This is a genomic window from Yersinia sp. 2466 StPb PI (genome assembly GCF_041538325.1).
Taxonomy (GTDB): Bacteria; Pseudomonadota; Gammaproteobacteria; order Enterobacterales; family Enterobacteriaceae; genus Yersinia; species Yersinia enterocolitica_E.
In genome coordinates this window covers 453,718-470,870 of sequence record NZ_JAULSL010000001.1, presented here as the reverse complement: position 1 = coordinate 470,870, position 17,153 = coordinate 453,718, and the positions used below count along the sequence as shown (strand labels likewise).

Here is a 17,153-nt window from a genome sequence, read left to right as displayed (position 1 = left end):
GTCCTCAAGAAACTGGTAGTTAAGCCTAAAAAATGGCAAGTATTGTAACCCGAAACATGCCAATTAGAGAAGATTGGTTGCAACAACTCGCCGATGTAATTACTGATCCGGCCGAATTGCTAAGAATTCTTTCCTTAAATGAACACCCCAACCTGCAACAAGGTATTGAGGCTCGTCGTTTATTCCCTCTCAGAGTACCTCGCGCTTTTGTTGCGCGTATGCGGCTGGGAGATCCGTCTGACCCATTATTGCTTCAGGTGCTGACCGCACGCGAAGAGTTTATCGCAGTACCCGGTTTTACCAATGACCCGCTTGATGAACAACGCAGCGTCGTACCCGGCTTGTTGCACAAGTATCGCAACCGCGCACTGCTGCTGGTAAAAGGCGGCTGTGCCGTCAATTGCCGCTATTGTTTCCGCCGCCATTTCCCTTATCAGGATAACCAAGGCAACAAAGCCAATTGGCATCAGGCACTGGATTATATCCGCCAGCACCCAGAGCTAGACGAGATCATCTTTTCCGGCGGTGACCCGCTCATGGCGAAAGACCACGAGCTCAGTTGGTTGCTGGATGAGCTGGAAAACATAGCTCACATCAAGCGCTTACGCATCCATACCCGGTTACCGGTGGTTATCCCTGACCGTATCACTGCGGCGCTATGCCAGCGGCTGGGTGATACTCGATTACAAGTGCTAATGGTTACACATATAAACCACGCCAATGAAATCGATCAGCCTTTGCGGGACAGTATGGCACAGCTCAAACGGGCGGGTGTAACCCTCTTAAATCAGAGTGTGCTGTTGCGAGGGGTCAATGATGATGCCGAGGTATTGGCAACATTAAGCAATGCCTTGTTTGATGCTGGTATTCTGCCTTACTACATTCATGTACTGGATAAAGTGCAAGGTGCGGCTCACTTTATGGTCGATGATGACGAAGCACGGCTATTAATGAAAGGTCTGCTAAGCCGCGTATCCGGTTATTTGGTTCCCCGTTTAGCACGGGAAATCGGCGGTGAACCGAGCAAGACCCCGCTGGATCTCCGATTGATGCAGGATGAATAATTCGGGTGACAAATCTGCCGGGAGCAGATTTGAACGCGGCTTGCAGCGGCTTTGTAGAGGCGAGGTCCATGAATGGGCCGAGTAACGAGTGCAGCCAGAAAGATGACGGCTGTAACAAGCAGGGGATGCCATGGCATCCCCTGCTTTATTTAAATTCTTGCTTGAGCTATCAAGGGCACTTATAAACTTCACCAACCATTTTGCTATCCAGTGGTGCAAAGCTTGATAAGAAGGTTTCGCTCGGGCTGGTAGCACCGTAAATTACGTTGCCGCCCATTGCTGCTGCTTTATTACGTAGGTCATTTGCTGCCCCACGCATAGAACTGCTTTCACCGCCACCACCTGAGAACCAGTTACTCTGAGTACCAGCCACCTGGCCGACCAACTGACATTCAGCACCAGGCTTCGTATCAGAGAATTTCACTTGCTCACCCGCCGAACTTAATTGGTTAGTGGAGCTACAACCCGCCAGCAACAGCGCTGCTGAAAGGCCAAGTAACACTTTAATCCGCATTTTTTTCCCCATTCGAAGTTGAGAATCACGCTAAAGATTACCAGAAAGCACCGCTGCCGCTTAGGCATCCGTTGCCGAAATTATCCAAATACTCGATGTCGAGCCTGATGGTTAATGATTAACAGTTTACACATTAAATTACTGCCACGACTAAAAAAAGTCCTGCAATCATCACACTGAATGAAATAAAACCGCTTTTATGATGGTTGGTTACGAAATTTGAACCAGAAAAGACTGAGTATAGGATAACACGGAGTAGCGTTATGGCAGATTTTGGTGGCAATAGATAAAACAAAAGCGAGCAGGTCACCCCACTCGCTTTCATCAACAGCTTGTCCCTTTTGCTACCAATCTAATGGCAGCTCAAAGGTTGGCAGCATTACATCATGCCGCCCATGCCGCCCATACCACCCATGCCGCCAGCGCCCATATCACCGCCTTTGTCATCACGTGGCAGGTCAGTGATCATGCACTCGGTAGTGATCATCAGACCAGCAATAGAGGCTGCGTACTGCAGAGCAGAACGAGTCACTTTAGTTGGATCCAAGATACCCATCGCGATCATGTCACCGTATTCTTCGGTATAAGCGTTGTAGCCGTAGCTGCCTGAACCCGCTTTAACGTTGTTCGCGATAACAGAGGCTTCTTCACCGGCGTTAACCACGATCTGACGCAGTGGAGATTCCATCGCACGCAGAGCAACTTTGATACCGACGTTCTGGTCTTCGTTATCACCTTTCAGACCCGATTTAGTGATAGCAGATGCAGCACGAATCAGTGCAACACCACCACCAGCCACTACGCCTTCTTCTACTGCCGCACGGGTTGCGTGCAGAGCATCTTCAACGCGTGCTTTCTTCTCTTTCATTTCAACTTCAGTTGCGGCACCAACTTTGATAACGGCAACGCCGCCAGCCAGTTTAGCGACACGCTCTTGCAGTTTTTCTTTGTCGTAGTCAGAAGTCGCATCTTCAATTTGCTGACGGATCTGAGTAACACGACCCTGGATTGACGCTTCGTCGCCTACGCCATCGATAATGATAGTGGTATCTTTATTGATAACAACGCGTTTTGCCTGACCCAGATCTTCCAGAGTGGTTTTTTCCAGTTCCAGACCGATCTCTTCAGAGATAACAGTACCGCCAGTCAGTGTCGCGATGTCTTGCAGCATAGCTTTACGACGGTCGCCGAAGCCAGGTGCTTTAACCGCTGCAACTTTAACAATACCGCGCATGGTGTTAACCACCAGGGTCGCCAGGGCTTCGCCTTCAACGTCTTCTGCGACAATCAGCAGTGGTTTACCGGCTTTCGCTACCGCTTCCAGCACTGGCAGCATTTCACGGATGTTAGAGATTTTCTTGTCAGCCAGCAGGATGAATGGGCTTTCAAGTTCAATAGAACCGGTTTCTGGTTTATTGATGAAGTAAGGAGACAGGTAACCACGGTCAAACTGCATACCTTCAACTACGTCCAGCTCGTCTTGCAGGCCTGAACCTTCTTCAACGGTGATAACGCCTTCTTTACCGACCTTTTCCATCGCTTGAGCGATAAGCTCACCTACGGTGGAGTCAGAGTTGGCAGAGATAGTCCCTACCTGAGCGATAGCTTTAGAATCAGAGCAAGGTACAGACAGTTTTTTCAGCTCTTCAACAGCAGCGATAACTGCTTTGTCGATACCGCGCTTCAGGTCCATTGGGTTCATGCCGGCCGCAACTGCTTTCAGGCCTTCAGTGATAATGGATTGAGCCAATACAGTTGCAGTAGTGGTACCGTCACCCGCAGCGTCATTCGCTTTAGAGGCAACTTCTTTAACCATCTGTGCACCCATGTTCTCAAACTTGTCTTCCAGTTCGATCTCACGCGCAACTGAAACACCATCTTTGGTGATAGTTGGAGAGCCAAAAGACTTGTCCAGAACTACGTTACGGCCTTTCGGGCCTAGGGTCACTTTCACTGCATCAGCAAGGATGTTTACGCCGCGTAGCATTTTGATGCGTGCGTCGTTACCGAATTTTACGTCTTTAGCTGCCATTGGTATTTCCCTTAACTCGTTCAGTTCAGAAGATTAGAGAGCGTGAATTACGCTTCAACAATTGCCAGAATGTCGCTTTCGGACATGATCAACACTTCTTCATGGTCGATCTTCTCTGACTTCACGCCGTAACCATCGTTGAAAATAACGACGTCGCCTACTTTCACATCCAGCGGCTTGATTTCGCCGTTATCCAGGATGCGACCATTGCCGACTGCCAGTACTTCACCACGAGTAGATTTACCCGCTGCAGTGCCAGTCAGAACGATGCCGCCAGCAGATTTGGATTCAACTTCTTTGCGCTTGACGATAACGCGGTCATGCAATGGACGAATTTTCATTGATAGCTCTCCTATGAGAAGGTCCGTATCAGATTTAGGATTAATATCGGTATGCCTTCATAACCGATACCGTGACATTCTAAGTGGGGGCAGCCTCTCATCCCTTCAAGGGAGACGACAAAAAAAATTTCACTTTTTTTCACCCTGAGCAGGAAGATTCTCATCCCCAGGTGGCCTACCCACCACAGAAAGCCCTGTGATTTACTTTATAAATTTATGATTAATAAACAGGCTATTAGAATAAGCCCACAACTTACTTCTCATCTTTGAAACGATTATCTGTAGGTTTATCATCCTCATCGGGATGATGCTCTACGGTGAAGTGGTCATCAGCTTTGCGCTGAAACTCACCATCAAAGGTATTGCCACCGCCCATTGGGCCAGTACCATTGTGAGTAAAACCGCCACCACGATAAATATTCAGATGTGGCATCAGTTTTAGCGTTAACGATTTTTGAATCGGTGGTAATAGCAGCAACAAACCGAGGAAGTCGGTGAAGAAGCCGGGGATCAACAGCAAGAAGCCAGCCAAGATCAGCGACACACTTTTAACCATCTCCGCCGCCGGGCTTTCCCCGGCAGCCAGTTTTTGCTGCATCTGCATAAAGGTTTTTATCCCCTGGTTACGCACCAGAGAGATCCCCACACAGGAGCTAAGGATCACCAACAGCAGGGTAACCAACACACCCAATACAGCTGAAACCTTGATAAATATCGATATTTCTATATATGCCAATAAAAATATCAGCGCTAACGGTAACCAACGCACCGCATTCTCCTTATTCCAATCATTCAGTATCCCTCATCAGGTAAACCTGCCTGACAGATACCATGAAAACCTTGACCCGGCTGATGCTAACACGCCATTTCCCCTCGATTAGCGGATTGCAGCGTCAGCTCCCCCTTCAACGTGGGTCGACTACAGTAAAATGGTGATGGTTGGCTCTATTTTCAAGTTGCAGCCATACTTTTATTACTAATTAATCTAACTGTGAGAAGAATCACAGATATCAGATCATCTCGATTAATTCCGACCATATAGTGATCTCAGTTCAAGGCTTTTTGTCGCTAAGCAGCATATGATCCTGTCAGCAAGAAGATGAGTGGTTAATCTTTCCGCACTAAAGGTTCATAGCGGCATCATATTGCTCACGGCGGCATTATTAAATTAACAAATACAAAACAAGACAGCACAATAGAGAAGGTTCTCATGTCAAATAACATTCGTATTGAAGAAGACCTGTTAGGTACACGAGAAGTCCCCGCAGAGGCTTACTACGGTGTTCATACCCTGCGTGCGATTGAAAACTTCTATATCAGTAACAGCAAAATCAGTGATGTTCCAGAGTTTGTACGCGGCATGGTCATGGTAAAAAAAGCAGCGGCAATGGCGAACAAAGAGCTACACACTATTCCACGCAAAATCGCGGATATCATTATTCAGGCATGTGATGAAGTTCTGGATAAAGGGAAGTGTATGGATCAGTTCCCGGTTGACGTGTTCCAAGGCGGCGCCGGTACCTCTTTAAACATGAACACCAACGAAGTTCTGGCCAATATCGGTCTGGAGCTGATGGGCCACCAGAAGGGAGAGTATCAATACCTTAACCCTAACGACCATCTGAACAAATGCCAATCCACCAACGATGCCTACCCAACCGGTTTCCGCATTGCGGTTTATACTTCCATCATGAAGTTGATCGAGGCGATTGATCAGTTAAAAGAAGGTTTCGAAAGAAAATCCAAAGAATTCGAAAAAATCCTGAAAATGGGCCGTACTCAGTTACAGGATGCGGTGCCAATGACGCTGGGTCAGGAATTCAAAGCCTTTGCTATCTTATTAAAAGAAGAAACCAAGAACCTGCAACGTACCGCAGAATTGCTGCTGGAAGTTAACCTGGGTGCCACCGCTATCGGTACTGCGCTGAACACACCAGAAGGCTACTCACAGTTAGCAATACAGAAATTATCTGAAATCAGTGGTTTGGCTTGTGTTCCGGCGGAAGACCTGATCGAAGCTACTTCTGACTGTGGCGCTTACGTGATGGTGCACAGTGCGCTAAAACGCCTGGCCGTTAAGATGTCAAAAATCTGCAACGACTTACGTTTGCTGTCATCTGGCCCACGTACTGGTCTGAATGAAATCAATCTGCCAGAATTACAGGCAGGTTCTTCAATCATGCCGGCCAAAGTTAACCCGGTTATCCCTGAAGTCGTTAACCAGGTTTGTTTTAAGGTGATCGGTAACGACACTTGCATTACTATGGCCGCCGAAGCAGGCCAACTCCAGTTGAACGTTATGGAGCCAGTGATTGGTCAGGCTATGTTTGAGTCTATCCATATCCTGACAAACGCCTGTTATAACCTGTTGGAAAAATGCATTAACGGTATTACTGCCAACAAAGAGGTCTGCGAACGTTACGTCTTTAACTCCATCGGTATCGTCACCTATCTCAACCCATTCATTGGCCACCATAATGGTGACATCGTGGGTAAAATCTGTGCAGAAACCGGTAAAAATGTGCGGGAAGTTGTTCTGGAACGCGGCTTGTTGACTGAAGCTGAGCTGGACGACATTTTCTCTGTTGAAAACCTGATGCATCCGGCTTATAAAGCGAAACGTTATACCGATGAAAATGAACAATAAAATAATCATCCGGTAGCCCTGAAAGGCACGCATGCTCCTCTGGACGGCGTGCCTTTTTACTTTCTGGCAAACACAATTTTTTAACTTTAATTTTTCATTTTGATCAAGGAGTAAACACTATGATAGCCGTAGAGTTAGTCATCGTCCTACTGGCCATTTTTTTAGGGGCCAGATTAGGTGGTATCGGTATCGGTTTTGCAGGCGGCATCGGTGTTTTGGTTTTAGCCATGATTGGCGTTAAACCCGGTAGCATTCCGTTCGATGTTATCTCAATTATTATGGCCGTTATTGCTGCAATCTCTGCGATGCAGGTAGCGGGCGGTATGGATTATCTGGTACAGCAAACTGAAAAGTTACTGCGTAAGAATCCAAAACACATCACCATTCTTGCTCCGCTGGTCACTTATTTTCTGACCATCTTTGCCGGGACAGGTAACATTTCTCTTTCAGCACTGCCCGTCATTGCAGAAGTGGCGAAAGAGCAAGGCATTAAACCTTGCCGCCCTCTGTCCACAGCAGTGGTCTCCGCACAGATAGCCATTACTGCCTCACCGATTTCCGCGGCAGTGGTTTACATGTCTTCCGTTATGGAAGGTCATGGCGTTAGCTATCTGCATCTGCTGATGATAGTCATCCCCTCTACCCTGTGTGCGGTGCTGGTGATGTCGCTGATCGTATCCTTGTGCTTTAACTCTAAACTGTCTGATGACCCTATCTATATTAAACGCTTGGAAGAAGGCTTAGTAACACTGCGCGGCGACACTGTAAAAGTGATCAAGCCACGGGCTAAAACGTCAGTGCTGCTGTTCCTGGCCGGCGTTCTTTGTGTGGTTGCCTACGCGATTATCAACAGCCCAAGTGTCGGTCTGGTTGCAACTCCGCTGATGAATACCACTAACGCCATCCTGATCATCATGCTGAGTGTGGCAACTATCACTACGCTGGTATGCTCGGTTGATACCGATTCAATCCTGAACTCCAGCACCTTCAAAGCCGGTATGAGTGCCTGTATCTGTATCCTGGGTGTAGCCTGGTTAGGTGATACCTTTGTACAGCACAACCTGGAGTGGATTAAAGAAACTGCGGGTAGCCTGATTCAGGCCCACTCATGGTTACTGGCCGTTATCTTCTTCTTCTGTTCTGCACTGTTGTACTCTCAGGCTGCAACTGCCAAGGCGTTGATGCCAATGGCAATGGCCCTGAACGTGTCACCACTGGCAGCCATTGCTTCTTTCGCGGCGGTGTCTGGTCTGTTTATTCTGCCAACCTACCCAACATTGGTAGCCGCGGTACAAATGGATGACACTGGTACCACGCGTATTGGTCGTTTCGTGTTTAACCATCCATTCTTCATCCCTGGCACCATCGGGGTGGCGCTGGCCGTTTGCTTCGGTTTTGTGATGGGCAGTCTGGTTCTGTAAGCGTTTTGGGGCGCAATTCATTTGCGCCCCACTCACATCAACAATTTTGCTCTACAACGCTCATTGGCAACTTTCATCGAATCCATCTCACTGTTACATAAATCATCTTCTGACCTGCCCACGCTTCGCGCTATAGTATCCAGTCAAGTATTCAGGTAACGCGTATATTCAGCACGTTACGCTCCGCTTCGTCATATAAGCCACGCGACCGATGAGGTTAAGATGTCTGATTGTGATGCAATTGTGGTATTGTGCACCGCCCCTGATGAAGCCAGCGCGCAAGATTTAGCCGCGCAGGTTCTGGGTGAGAAATTGGCCGCCTGTGCCACGCTGTTGCCCGGTGCAACCTCGATTTACTACTGGGAAGGTAAGCTCCAGCAAGAGTATGAAGTACAACTCTTGTTTAAGAGCGATACAGATCATCAGCAAGCCCTTCTCAGTTACATCAAACAACATCACCCCTACCAGACGCCAGAATTACTGGTGTTACCGGTACAGGGCGGAGATAAAGATTACCTGTCATGGCTCAACGCTTCATTACTCTGATTCTGCTGCTGTGCAGTGCTTTACTCGCACCGCACAGCGCACAGGCTTCACTATTTGGTGAGAGCTCCCCTCTTGGCCAAAAAAGCAGCCAGAGCCGGTTTCTTCCGGTCGATAGGGCGTTTGCCTTTGATTTTCGCCAACAAGGTGACCAGCTCACACTGAGTTGGCAGATTCATCCCGATTATTATCTGTATCGCCAGCAAATAAAAATTGTGCCACAGCACGCCACTCTCGGGGAATTTACTCTGCCAGAGGGTATTGCGCATCATGATGAGTTCTACGGTGAAGTGGCGATTTTCAAACAGCAGCTCGTGCTGAAAATCCCGATTTCGCAGGCTGCGGAAGGCGCGAGTATCAGTGTCACCTATCAGGGCTGCGCCGAAGCTGGTTTCTGTTACCCGCCAGAAGTGCGGGTGGTGCCGCTTAATGCCGTTATCGCAAGCTCTGCAACCCCCGCCGTTAACCCACAGGGCACGGCACAGCCCCTCCAAGAAAGCGCGCCCATACCGGCTGAATTACCCTTCTCACCACTATGGGCGCTGTTAATTGGTATCGGCATCGCCTTTACCCCCTGCGTATTGCCAATGTATCCGCTGATTTCCGCCATTATTCTTGGCCGTGAAAAGCCCCACAGCCAGCGGCGAATATTGATACTGGCGGTGGTGTACGTGCAGGGCATGGCGTTGACCTATACCTTGCTCGGTTTGGTGGTGGCGGCGGCTGGCTTACAATTTCAGGCCGCGCTGCAACACCCGTATGTGTTGATTGGGCTATCGGTGCTGTTCGTATTATTGGCGCTATCGATGTTTGGCCTCTATTCGCTGCAACTGCCCTCGTCACTGCAAACCCGGTTGATGCAGTGGAGTAGCAGCCAACGTGGCGGCTCGCTGGCCGGTGTCTTTGCCATGGGCGCACTGGCGGGCCTGATTTGCTCGCCGTGCACCACCGCGCCCCTCAGCGCCATTTTGCTGTATATCGCGCAAAGCGGAAATATGCTGGCCGGTGGCGGTACGTTGTATTTGTATGCGTTAGGTATGGGTATTCCACTGGTAGTTGTAACGCTGTTTGGCAACAAGCTGATCCCACGTAGCGGCCCATGGATGCAATATGTCAAAGAAGCTTTCGGCTTTGTGATTCTGGCGCTGCCGGTATTTCTGCTGGAAAGAGTACTGGGTGATGTCTGGGGCTTGCGTTTATGGAGCCTGCTGGCCATCGCCTTCTTCGGCTGGGCATTTGTACTCAGCCTTAAAGCTCATTCTGGCTGGGCGCGGGCCTTACAGTTGTTGCTATTGGCAGCACTGTTAATCGCTGCCCGCCCGTTACAGGATTGGGCTTTTAATGGCAACACACAGCAGATTGAAATCAAACACTTAACCTTCCAGCCAGTGGCTAATTTGCCGCAATTACAGGCTGCATTAGCGCAAGCGCAGGGCAAGCCGGTGATGCTGGATTTGTATGCCGACTGGTGCGTGGCCTGTAAAGAGTTTGAGAAATATACCTTCAGTGATAGCTATGTTCAGCGCCAGCTCGCGGATACTGTGCTCATTCAGGCTGATGTCACTAGCAACAGCGCCGAACATGCGGCGATGTTGAAAGAACTCAAGGTATTGGGCTTACCGACTATTCTATTTTTTGATGCGCAGGGTAAAGAAGTTCCCGCCGCCAGAGTGACCGGTTTTATGAACGCCGCTGAGTTCTTAGCACATTTGCAGCAAACCATGCCGCGCTAAACCATGCGAATGGTCTGGCGCGGTAGGTTATCAATTACTGCACGGTAGCCGCATCGGATAAGCGCTTTTTCATCTGGCTATATTGTTGCTCAACATAGTGCTCCGCCGCGTTTTGATCACTAATCGCCTCAACCTTAACGGCACAATGCTTGAATTCCGGTGTTTTTGACACCGGATCAACATGATCCACCGTCAACTCATTACAAGCACCAATCCACCACTGATAGGTCATATACACCGCCCCTAGGTTGGCTCGATCGGTAACACTGGCACGGGCGATCACTTTGCCACGCCGCGAAGAGATCCAGATCAGTGCCTGATCAATCACACCGAGCTGGCTGGCATCCTCTGGGTGTATTTGTACATAGCCAGGCTCATCTGCCAGAATCTTCAATGTGGCGCAGTTACCGGTCATCGAGCGGCAACTGTAGTGGCCCACCTCCCGCACGGTGCAAAGTGCCAGTGGGTAATCAGGGTTAGTCTGCTCATGGGGCGGTTGCCATGGTGCACAACTGAGTAAGCCTTTACCGTCCTCAGTAGCAAACTGGCTATCAGTATAGAGATACGGCGTGCCGGGGTGATCTTCTGTCGGGCAAGGCCATTGGACATAACCCAAACCGGCCATTTTCTCGTAGGTTGCACCATAGAACGGTGGGCACAGGTTGCGCATTTCATCCCAAATTTGGCGAGTATTTTGATACGCCATTGGGTAACCCATTGCCGTGGATATCAGGCTAATTATTTCCCAGTCAGGCTTCACATCGCCTTTCGGCTCGATGGCTTTGTTAAAATGCTGGAAGCCATGATCGGCGCTGGTATAAACCCCTTCATGTTCACCCCACGAGGTCGCCGGGAGTACCACATCCGCCAATTCGGCGGTTTTAGTCATAAAGATATCCTGCACCACCACCAGCTCTAATGCCTCGAACGCGGCGCGCATTGCAGCCAAATCAGGTTCGGTCTGGATTGGATCTTCACCAAACACGTAATAGGCTTTCAACTTGCCTTCTGCAACTTTATGCGGCACATCGGTAATCGAGTAACCGATATGCGCGGGTAACTCAGGTACTCCCCAGGCAGCAGCGAAGCGGCTTCTGGCTTCATCATCAGTCACTTTCTCATAACCGGGGAAGGTATTGGGCAGCACGCCCATATCACACGCGCCCTGCACATTATTTTGGCCGCGTACCGGCCCGACGCCAACATTTGGCCGCCCCAGATTACCGGTTAATAACGCCAGCGAAGACAAGCCCTTAACCACATCGACCGCCTGCCCCCATTGGGTGACGCCCATGCCCCACAAGATAGTGGCCGCCGGAGCGGCAGCATAAGTGCGCATGGCCTGTCGTACCGCTTGTGCCGGCAAGCCAGTAATGTGTTCAACATCCTCTGGGCGGTAATCTGCCACTCCAGCTTGCAGTTCTTCAAAGCCGCGCGTATGTGCACGAACATAATTAGCGTCGTACAGTTTTTCTTCAATCAGCACATAGATAAAGGCATTCACCAGTGCCATATTCGCGCCATTTTTCAGTGCCAACCATTGATCAGCAATACGGGCAGTTTCAATATGTCGCGGATCGCAAACGATCAGTTTGGCTCCCTTGTTTTTGGCCTTGAGGATCCGTCTGGCAACAATCGGGTGAGAGTCAGCCGCGTTATAACCAAACACCAACACAATCGGTATTTTCAATCTCACCAATCGAGTTACTCATTGCCCCATTGCCCAGTGTTTGCTGCAATCCTGCTACCGAGGGGCCATGACACAGTCGAGCGCAACAATCGATATTGTTGGTGCCGATGGCGGCACGTGCAAACTTCTGCATCACATAGTTGGCCTCATTGCCCGGCCCCCTTGAGGAGCCAGTCATCATGATGGCATCCGCACCATGGCGTTTTTTTATTGCTTTGAGTTTGGTGGTAATAAAGGCAATGGCTTCCTGCCAGCTCACACGCTGAAATGCCTCACCCCGCTTATGCCGTAATAATGGCGCGGTCAGTCGTGGGGTTAGCAACCGGGTATCGTTGAGGAAATCCCAGCCATAGTAACCTTTCAGGCATAACTCCCCCTGATTTGTGACACCATTGGCCGGCTGGGCGCCAACAATTTCGCCATCCTCAACCAATAAGTTTAATTTGCATCCAGAACCGCAATAAGGGCAGACCGTGAGGATCTTTTCCATTTTATTATCCTTATGACCACAAAGGTTACCGGACGTTACCCGGCGCAGCACCACGAGCAGCGCGCAATTGCCTGTCCCGCTGTAGCGCTTCCAACGCCATCGGCGTCACCAATTTCAATGCGTTGGTTGGGCAGACTTCTATACAGGCTGGGCCTGCCTCACGGGAATGGCATAAATCACATTTATGCGCTTGCGCCCGTACCATTGAGTCATGGATTGGCTGCTCAACCATATTCATCGCCCCGAATGGGCAGACCAACATGCAGGTTTTGCAGCCAATACAGCGAGATGCCATTACCTGAACCCCATGAATGCCTGTGACAATGGCACCGTTCGGGCAGGAGTTCTCGCAGGGCGCATCCTCACATTGATGACACAAAATTGGGGTGCTGACGGCAAAGCTTTTCATTACGCTCAAGCGCGGATGGAACTGCTCTGGCGTAATGGTGCTGGCGTTATTATCGGGGCTGTGCGCCACCACACAGGCAATTTCACAGGTGCGGCAACCAATGCACTGCATCATATCGGCGATTACAAATCGGTTCATCTTCTCTCCTGGCCGCCGGGGTTATAAAACATTGAGATAATAAGCAATGCTTTCGGCCGCTTTGCGCCCCTCGGCAATGGCCGTGACAATCAGATCTGCGCCACGCACGATGTCACCACCCGCAAAGATTTTTGGGTTACTGGTTTGATACGGGTAACCGGAAATCGTCGGTGCGACCACTCGCCCCTGCTTATCCAGCACCACATTGTGTTCTGCCAGCCACGACATACGGTGCGGGCTAAAACCAAAGGCCATAATCACCGCGTCGGCCGGAATAATGTGCTCGGAGCCGGTGATTGGGCGGGCCTGCCGCCGCCCTTTAGCATCTGCCTGCCCCATTTCAGTGCGAACCATTTTGATACCAGTAACCTGCCCCTGTTCATCCACCTCAATCTTTTGTGGCTGAAGATTGAACATAAATTCGGCCCCCTCCTCGCGCGCATTTTTCACCTCTCGCTTGGAGCCAGGCATGTTCTTTTCATCACGGCGGTAAGCACAAATCACGCTGCTAGCACCATGGCGCAACGACGTACGCACACAATCCATCGCAGTATCGCCGCCGCCCAAAACCACTACCCGTTGGTTTTCCATGCTGACATAAGGGTGAGCACCACTGCCCGCGTACCCCATCAGGTGTTGGGTATTGCCGATCAGGAATGGCAAAGCATCGTAAACCCCTTGAGCATCCTCATTTTCCAACCCGGAGCGCATTGAACGGTATGTTCCCACGCCGAGGAATAGGGCATCGAAATCACTAAGCAGGCTCTCCATGGTGATATCCCGCCCAATCTCGGTATTTAGGCAGAACTCGACACCCATCTCGCTAAAAATCTCACGCCGACGGGTCATCACACCTTTCTCTAATTTGAATGCCGGAATACCAAAGGTTAACAAACCACCGATTTCGGGATAACGATCAAACACCACCGGTGTAATGCCGTTACGGACCAGAATATCCGCACACCCTAACCCCGCAGGCCCTGCACCGATGATAGCAACACGTTTACCCGTGGGTTTGACTTGCGACATATCCGGCCGCCAGCCGGTGGCTAATGCCGTTTCCGTAATATGCCGTTCAATCTGACCAATCGTCACTGCGCCATCGTGGTCGTTTAAAGTACAAGCTTGTTCACACAAACGGTCCTGCGGGCAAACTCGGCCACATATCTCTGGCAAACTACTGGTTTGGTGGGATAACTCAGCTGCTTCATGAATACGGCCCTGATGAGCCAATGAAATCCATTTCGGGATAGCGTTATGTAGCGGGCAGGTCCACTGACAGATGGTTTTATCACCGCAATTTAAACAACGTTCAGCCTGCTCATGGATTTGGCCTTCGGTGAACGGCAGATAGATCTCGGCAAAACTTGCCTTACGCTCCGCCAGTGGGATTTTTTTAGGCTCAAGGCGCGGTGTTCGTGGCCGCTGCAATAGATTAACCGGTGCCACATCACGAATATTTTTGCTCAGTGGGCTGAATGAGTGCGCCGCGCCAGCAGAAGTAGCACTACTGAACAAACGGCCATTGTGCTCATTCAATGCGGTGCGCTGGCGCTTTTGCTGCTGTTGCCGGAGTAGATAATGTTGATCAACCAGTGTCAGGGCCTGCGTCGGACAGGTTTTGATACAAGCAGGGCCATCAGGCTGATCAATACAAAGGTCGCATTTCTGTGCTTCAGTACGTTGATAGGCATCGGCCAGACGATGACTCGCAGGTTGTACCGTCTCGGTCACCACCGTCATCATGCCAAACGGGCAGGCGATCATGCAGGTTTTGCAGCCGATACATTTTTCCTGAATAACCTGAACACTGTTATTTAACTCAACGATGGCACCATTCGGGCAAGTGCTGGCACAAGGGGCATCTTCACAATGGTGACAAAAGACCGCAGTGGCACTTTGGTTACCTTTAAATACTTTCACCCGAGGTGTGAAATAGTCAGGTTTATCAGGGAATGTCCCCTCATGATGAGCGACCACACAAGCTACTTCACAGCTCCGACAGCCAATACAACTTTCGGCGTCAGCCACAATAAATGGATTCATCTTATTTCTTCCCAGAAGTCACGCCATTGCCGGATAAATAATTATTATTTGCAACAACTATTCACAACTCTATCAAATCATTAACCTTACAAACATAGTGTCTATAATATTGTATTATTACAATTAATTTTTAATGCAAAAGAATCGTGCCATTGCTGATATTTCGGGATAATTAAATAGGCAAATGCACGAAGATAAAGAGTAATAAATAGCGGGAAGAATCGATTAAGCACAGTTATTTTACCCAGTTATTTACAATAATAAAGAGATTTAACTCGGACAATGTTAATTAGATGTTTATTTACCCCATCTGAATACTAAAGATAATTTTGATCTAGATCAGTTTATTATCAGGATTAAAAATAATCTCATTGGGATATAACCAAACTAGTTGCTGTTGCGGTAAGACCGCTCGCACCGTCGCAACCTCAAGTCCGACGGGTATTTGTGATGATAACCCCACTTCGCTGTACAGCCACACAACAATTAAATAATTTAGCCGCATTTTTTTGGGCCTATGCACAATGCGAATTATTTCTCCGCTCCATATAATGTATCTGGCGCTAACGAAGACATTTATGAAAATTGATTTTTTTATTTATATAACACCAAATAAAAAATAGGTTATTGCATCTCATTCATAACGAATTTAAATGCGGCAACCTAAATAATGATTATAGAGGGTATAAAAATGAGTCTGGAAGCCGCTGTGACTGAAAAACGGACCCACGTCCGATATATAATATTATTGATTATCTTTATTGTGACTGCAATTAACTATGCTGACCGGGCAACATTGTCAATTGCAGGCACCGAAGTGGCAAAAGAATTGCAATTAGATGCTGTTGCAATGGGTTATATCTTCTCAGCCTTTGGTTGGGCTTACCTGCTAATGCAAATACCGGGTGGTTGGTTATTAGACCGCTACGGCTCCAAGCGGGTCTACACCTATAGCCTGTTCTTCTGGTCGTTATTTACCTTTACGCAAGGGTTTGTCGACATGTTCCCGATAGCGTATGCCGCTATCTCCATGTTTATCATGCGCTTTATGTTAGGTTTCTCTGAAGCCCCCTCTTTCCCGGCTAACGCCAGAATTGTCGCGGCCTGGTTTCCAACCAAAGAAAGAGGCACCGCTTCAGCCATTTTTAACTCTGCACAATACTTCTCTCTGGCCCTTTTCTCTCCGTTATTAGGTTATTTAACCTTTGCCTGGGGCTGGCAGCATGTATTTACTGTGATGGGCGGGCTAGGTTTCGTATTAACCATTGCCTGGGTTAAATTTATCCATAACCCGACCGATCACCCGGGTATGTCTGCATCTGAACTTGAATACATAAAACAAGGTGGTGCTGTTGTCGATATGGACCACAAGAAACCTGACGGTCATAAAAGCGGTCCTAAATTAGATTATCTGAAGCAATTATTGGCTAGCCGAATGATGTTAGGTGTCTTCTTTGGTCAATACTTTATTAATACCATTACCTGGTTCTTCCTAACCTGGTTCCCCATTTATTTAGTACAAGATAAAGGGATGTCTATTTTAAAAGTGGGGATGGTGGCCTCTATCCCGGCATTGTGCGGATTTGCCGGTGGTGTATTAGGTGGCGTATTCTCTGACTCACTCATTAAACGTGGTCACTCTCTGACTTTTGCCCGTAAAGTCCCTATCGTGTTAGGTATGTTATTGGCATCAAGCATTATTCTGTGTAACTACGTCGATAGTGACGTAGTGGTGGTCGCACTGATGGCATTGGCCTTCTTTGGTAAAGGTTTCGGTGCATTGGGCTGGCCAGTTATTGCTGATACCGCACCAAAAGAAATTGTTGGTTTATGTGGCGGATTATTTAACGTATTTGGTAACGTCGCCTCTATTGTCACACCGCTGGTTATCGGTTATCTGGTGAAAGAATTACACTCCTTTAATGCCGCATTAATCTTTGTTGGATGCTCTGCCATTATGGCTATGTTCTGCTACTTATTTGTTGTAGGCGATATCAAACGTCTGGAATTGAAAACATCTTAAGGGAATAACAATAGGTGCCTCTTATGGGGCACTTGTTGTTTGAAATATAGCGACAGGACACC

12 protein-coding genes and 1 pseudogene are annotated in these 17,153 nt (G+C 48.8%); 6 read left to right on the top strand and 7 right to left on the bottom strand.

All coding sequences use genetic code 11. The annotated features are described in order from the left end of the window. Positions 1–32: 32 nt before the first annotated feature. Positions 33–1,064 (top strand): EF-P beta-lysylation protein EpmB, encoded by a 1,032-nt coding sequence (gene epmB / locus Q2T72_RS02140; RefSeq protein WP_372568570.1) that lies wholly within the window; start codon positions 33–35, stop codon positions 1,062–1,064. 169 nt (positions 1,065–1,233) lie between these two features. Here epmB and Q2T72_RS02135 read toward each other — a convergent pair whose 3' ends face one another. The 4 genes from Q2T72_RS02135 to Q2T72_RS02120 form a co-directional block, all read right to left on the bottom strand. Next, positions 1,234–1,578 (bottom strand): DUF4156 domain-containing protein, encoded by a 345-nt coding sequence (locus Q2T72_RS02135; RefSeq protein WP_032906818.1) that lies wholly within the window; start codon positions 1,576–1,578, stop codon positions 1,234–1,236. 379 nt (positions 1,579–1,957) lie between these two features. Further along, positions 1,958–3,610 (bottom strand): chaperonin GroEL, encoded by a 1,653-nt coding sequence (gene groL, locus Q2T72_RS02130; RefSeq protein WP_083161005.1) that lies wholly within the window; start codon positions 3,608–3,610, stop codon positions 1,958–1,960. A gap of 47 nt (positions 3,611–3,657) precedes the next feature. Then, entirely contained in the window at positions 3,658–3,951 is a 294-nt protein-coding gene (locus tag Q2T72_RS02125) for a co-chaperone GroES (RefSeq protein ID WP_048618980.1), read from the bottom strand. Positions 3,952–4,204: 253 nt separating this feature from the next. Beyond that, positions 4,205–4,720, bottom strand: a complete 516-nt coding sequence (locus tag Q2T72_RS02120; RefSeq protein ID WP_372568569.1) for an FxsA family protein — start codon at positions 4,718–4,720, stop codon at positions 4,205–4,207. A 441-nt stretch (positions 4,721–5,161) separates the two neighbouring features. Between Q2T72_RS02120 and aspA the strand changes: the two genes are divergently transcribed. The 4 genes from aspA (at position 5,162) to Q2T72_RS02100 (ending at position 10,295) form a co-directional block, all read left to right on the top strand. Further along, a complete protein-coding gene (aspA, locus tag Q2T72_RS02115) occupies positions 5,162–6,598 on the top strand; it encodes an aspartate ammonia-lyase (protein ID WP_372557810.1) in 1,437 nt (478 codons plus the stop codon). Positions 6,599–6,717: 119 nt separating this feature from the next. Beyond that, the gene (locus Q2T72_RS02110) at positions 6,718–8,019 is read left to right on the top strand and encodes an anaerobic C4-dicarboxylate transporter (RefSeq protein ID WP_083161011.1); all 1,302 of its coding nucleotides are present in this window, start codon (positions 6,718–6,720) and stop codon (positions 8,017–8,019) included. Between the two features lie 222 nt (positions 8,020–8,241). Then, complete coding sequence (gene cutA / locus Q2T72_RS02105; protein WP_005187404.1) at positions 8,242–8,565, top strand: divalent cation tolerance protein CutA; 324 nt, start codon at positions 8,242–8,244, stop codon at positions 8,563–8,565. After that, positions 8,541–10,295 (top strand): protein-disulfide reductase DsbD, encoded by a 1,755-nt coding sequence (locus tag Q2T72_RS02100; RefSeq protein ID WP_372568568.1) that lies wholly within the window; start codon positions 8,541–8,543, stop codon positions 10,293–10,295. Before cutA ends, Q2T72_RS02100 begins: the two co-directional genes overlap by 25 nt. Positions 10,296–10,329: 34 nt before the next feature. Here Q2T72_RS02100 and fdhF read toward each other — a convergent pair. From fdhF to aegA, 3 genes and pseudogenes are all read right to left on the bottom strand, one after another. Beyond that, a pseudogene (fdhF, locus tag Q2T72_RS02095) lies at positions 10,330–12,475 on the bottom strand (formate dehydrogenase subunit alpha). A 25-nt stretch (positions 12,476–12,500) separates the two neighbouring features. Continuing rightward, complete coding sequence (locus tag Q2T72_RS02090) at positions 12,501–13,022, bottom strand: 4Fe-4S dicluster domain-containing protein (protein WP_372568567.1); 522 nt, start codon at positions 13,020–13,022, stop codon at positions 12,501–12,503. A 21-nt stretch (positions 13,023–13,043) separates the two neighbouring features. Continuing rightward, positions 13,044–15,068 (bottom strand): formate-dependent uric acid utilization protein AegA, encoded by a 2,025-nt coding sequence (aegA, locus tag Q2T72_RS02085; protein ID WP_083161020.1) that lies wholly within the window; start codon positions 15,066–15,068, stop codon positions 13,044–13,046. A 691-nt stretch (positions 15,069–15,759) separates the two neighbouring features. Between aegA and Q2T72_RS02080 the strand changes: the two genes are divergently transcribed. Further along, a complete protein-coding gene (locus Q2T72_RS02080; RefSeq protein WP_005187385.1) occupies positions 15,760–17,091 on the top strand; it encodes an MFS transporter in 1,332 nt (443 codons plus the stop codon). The last annotated feature ends 62 nt before the right edge of the window (positions 17,092–17,153 follow it).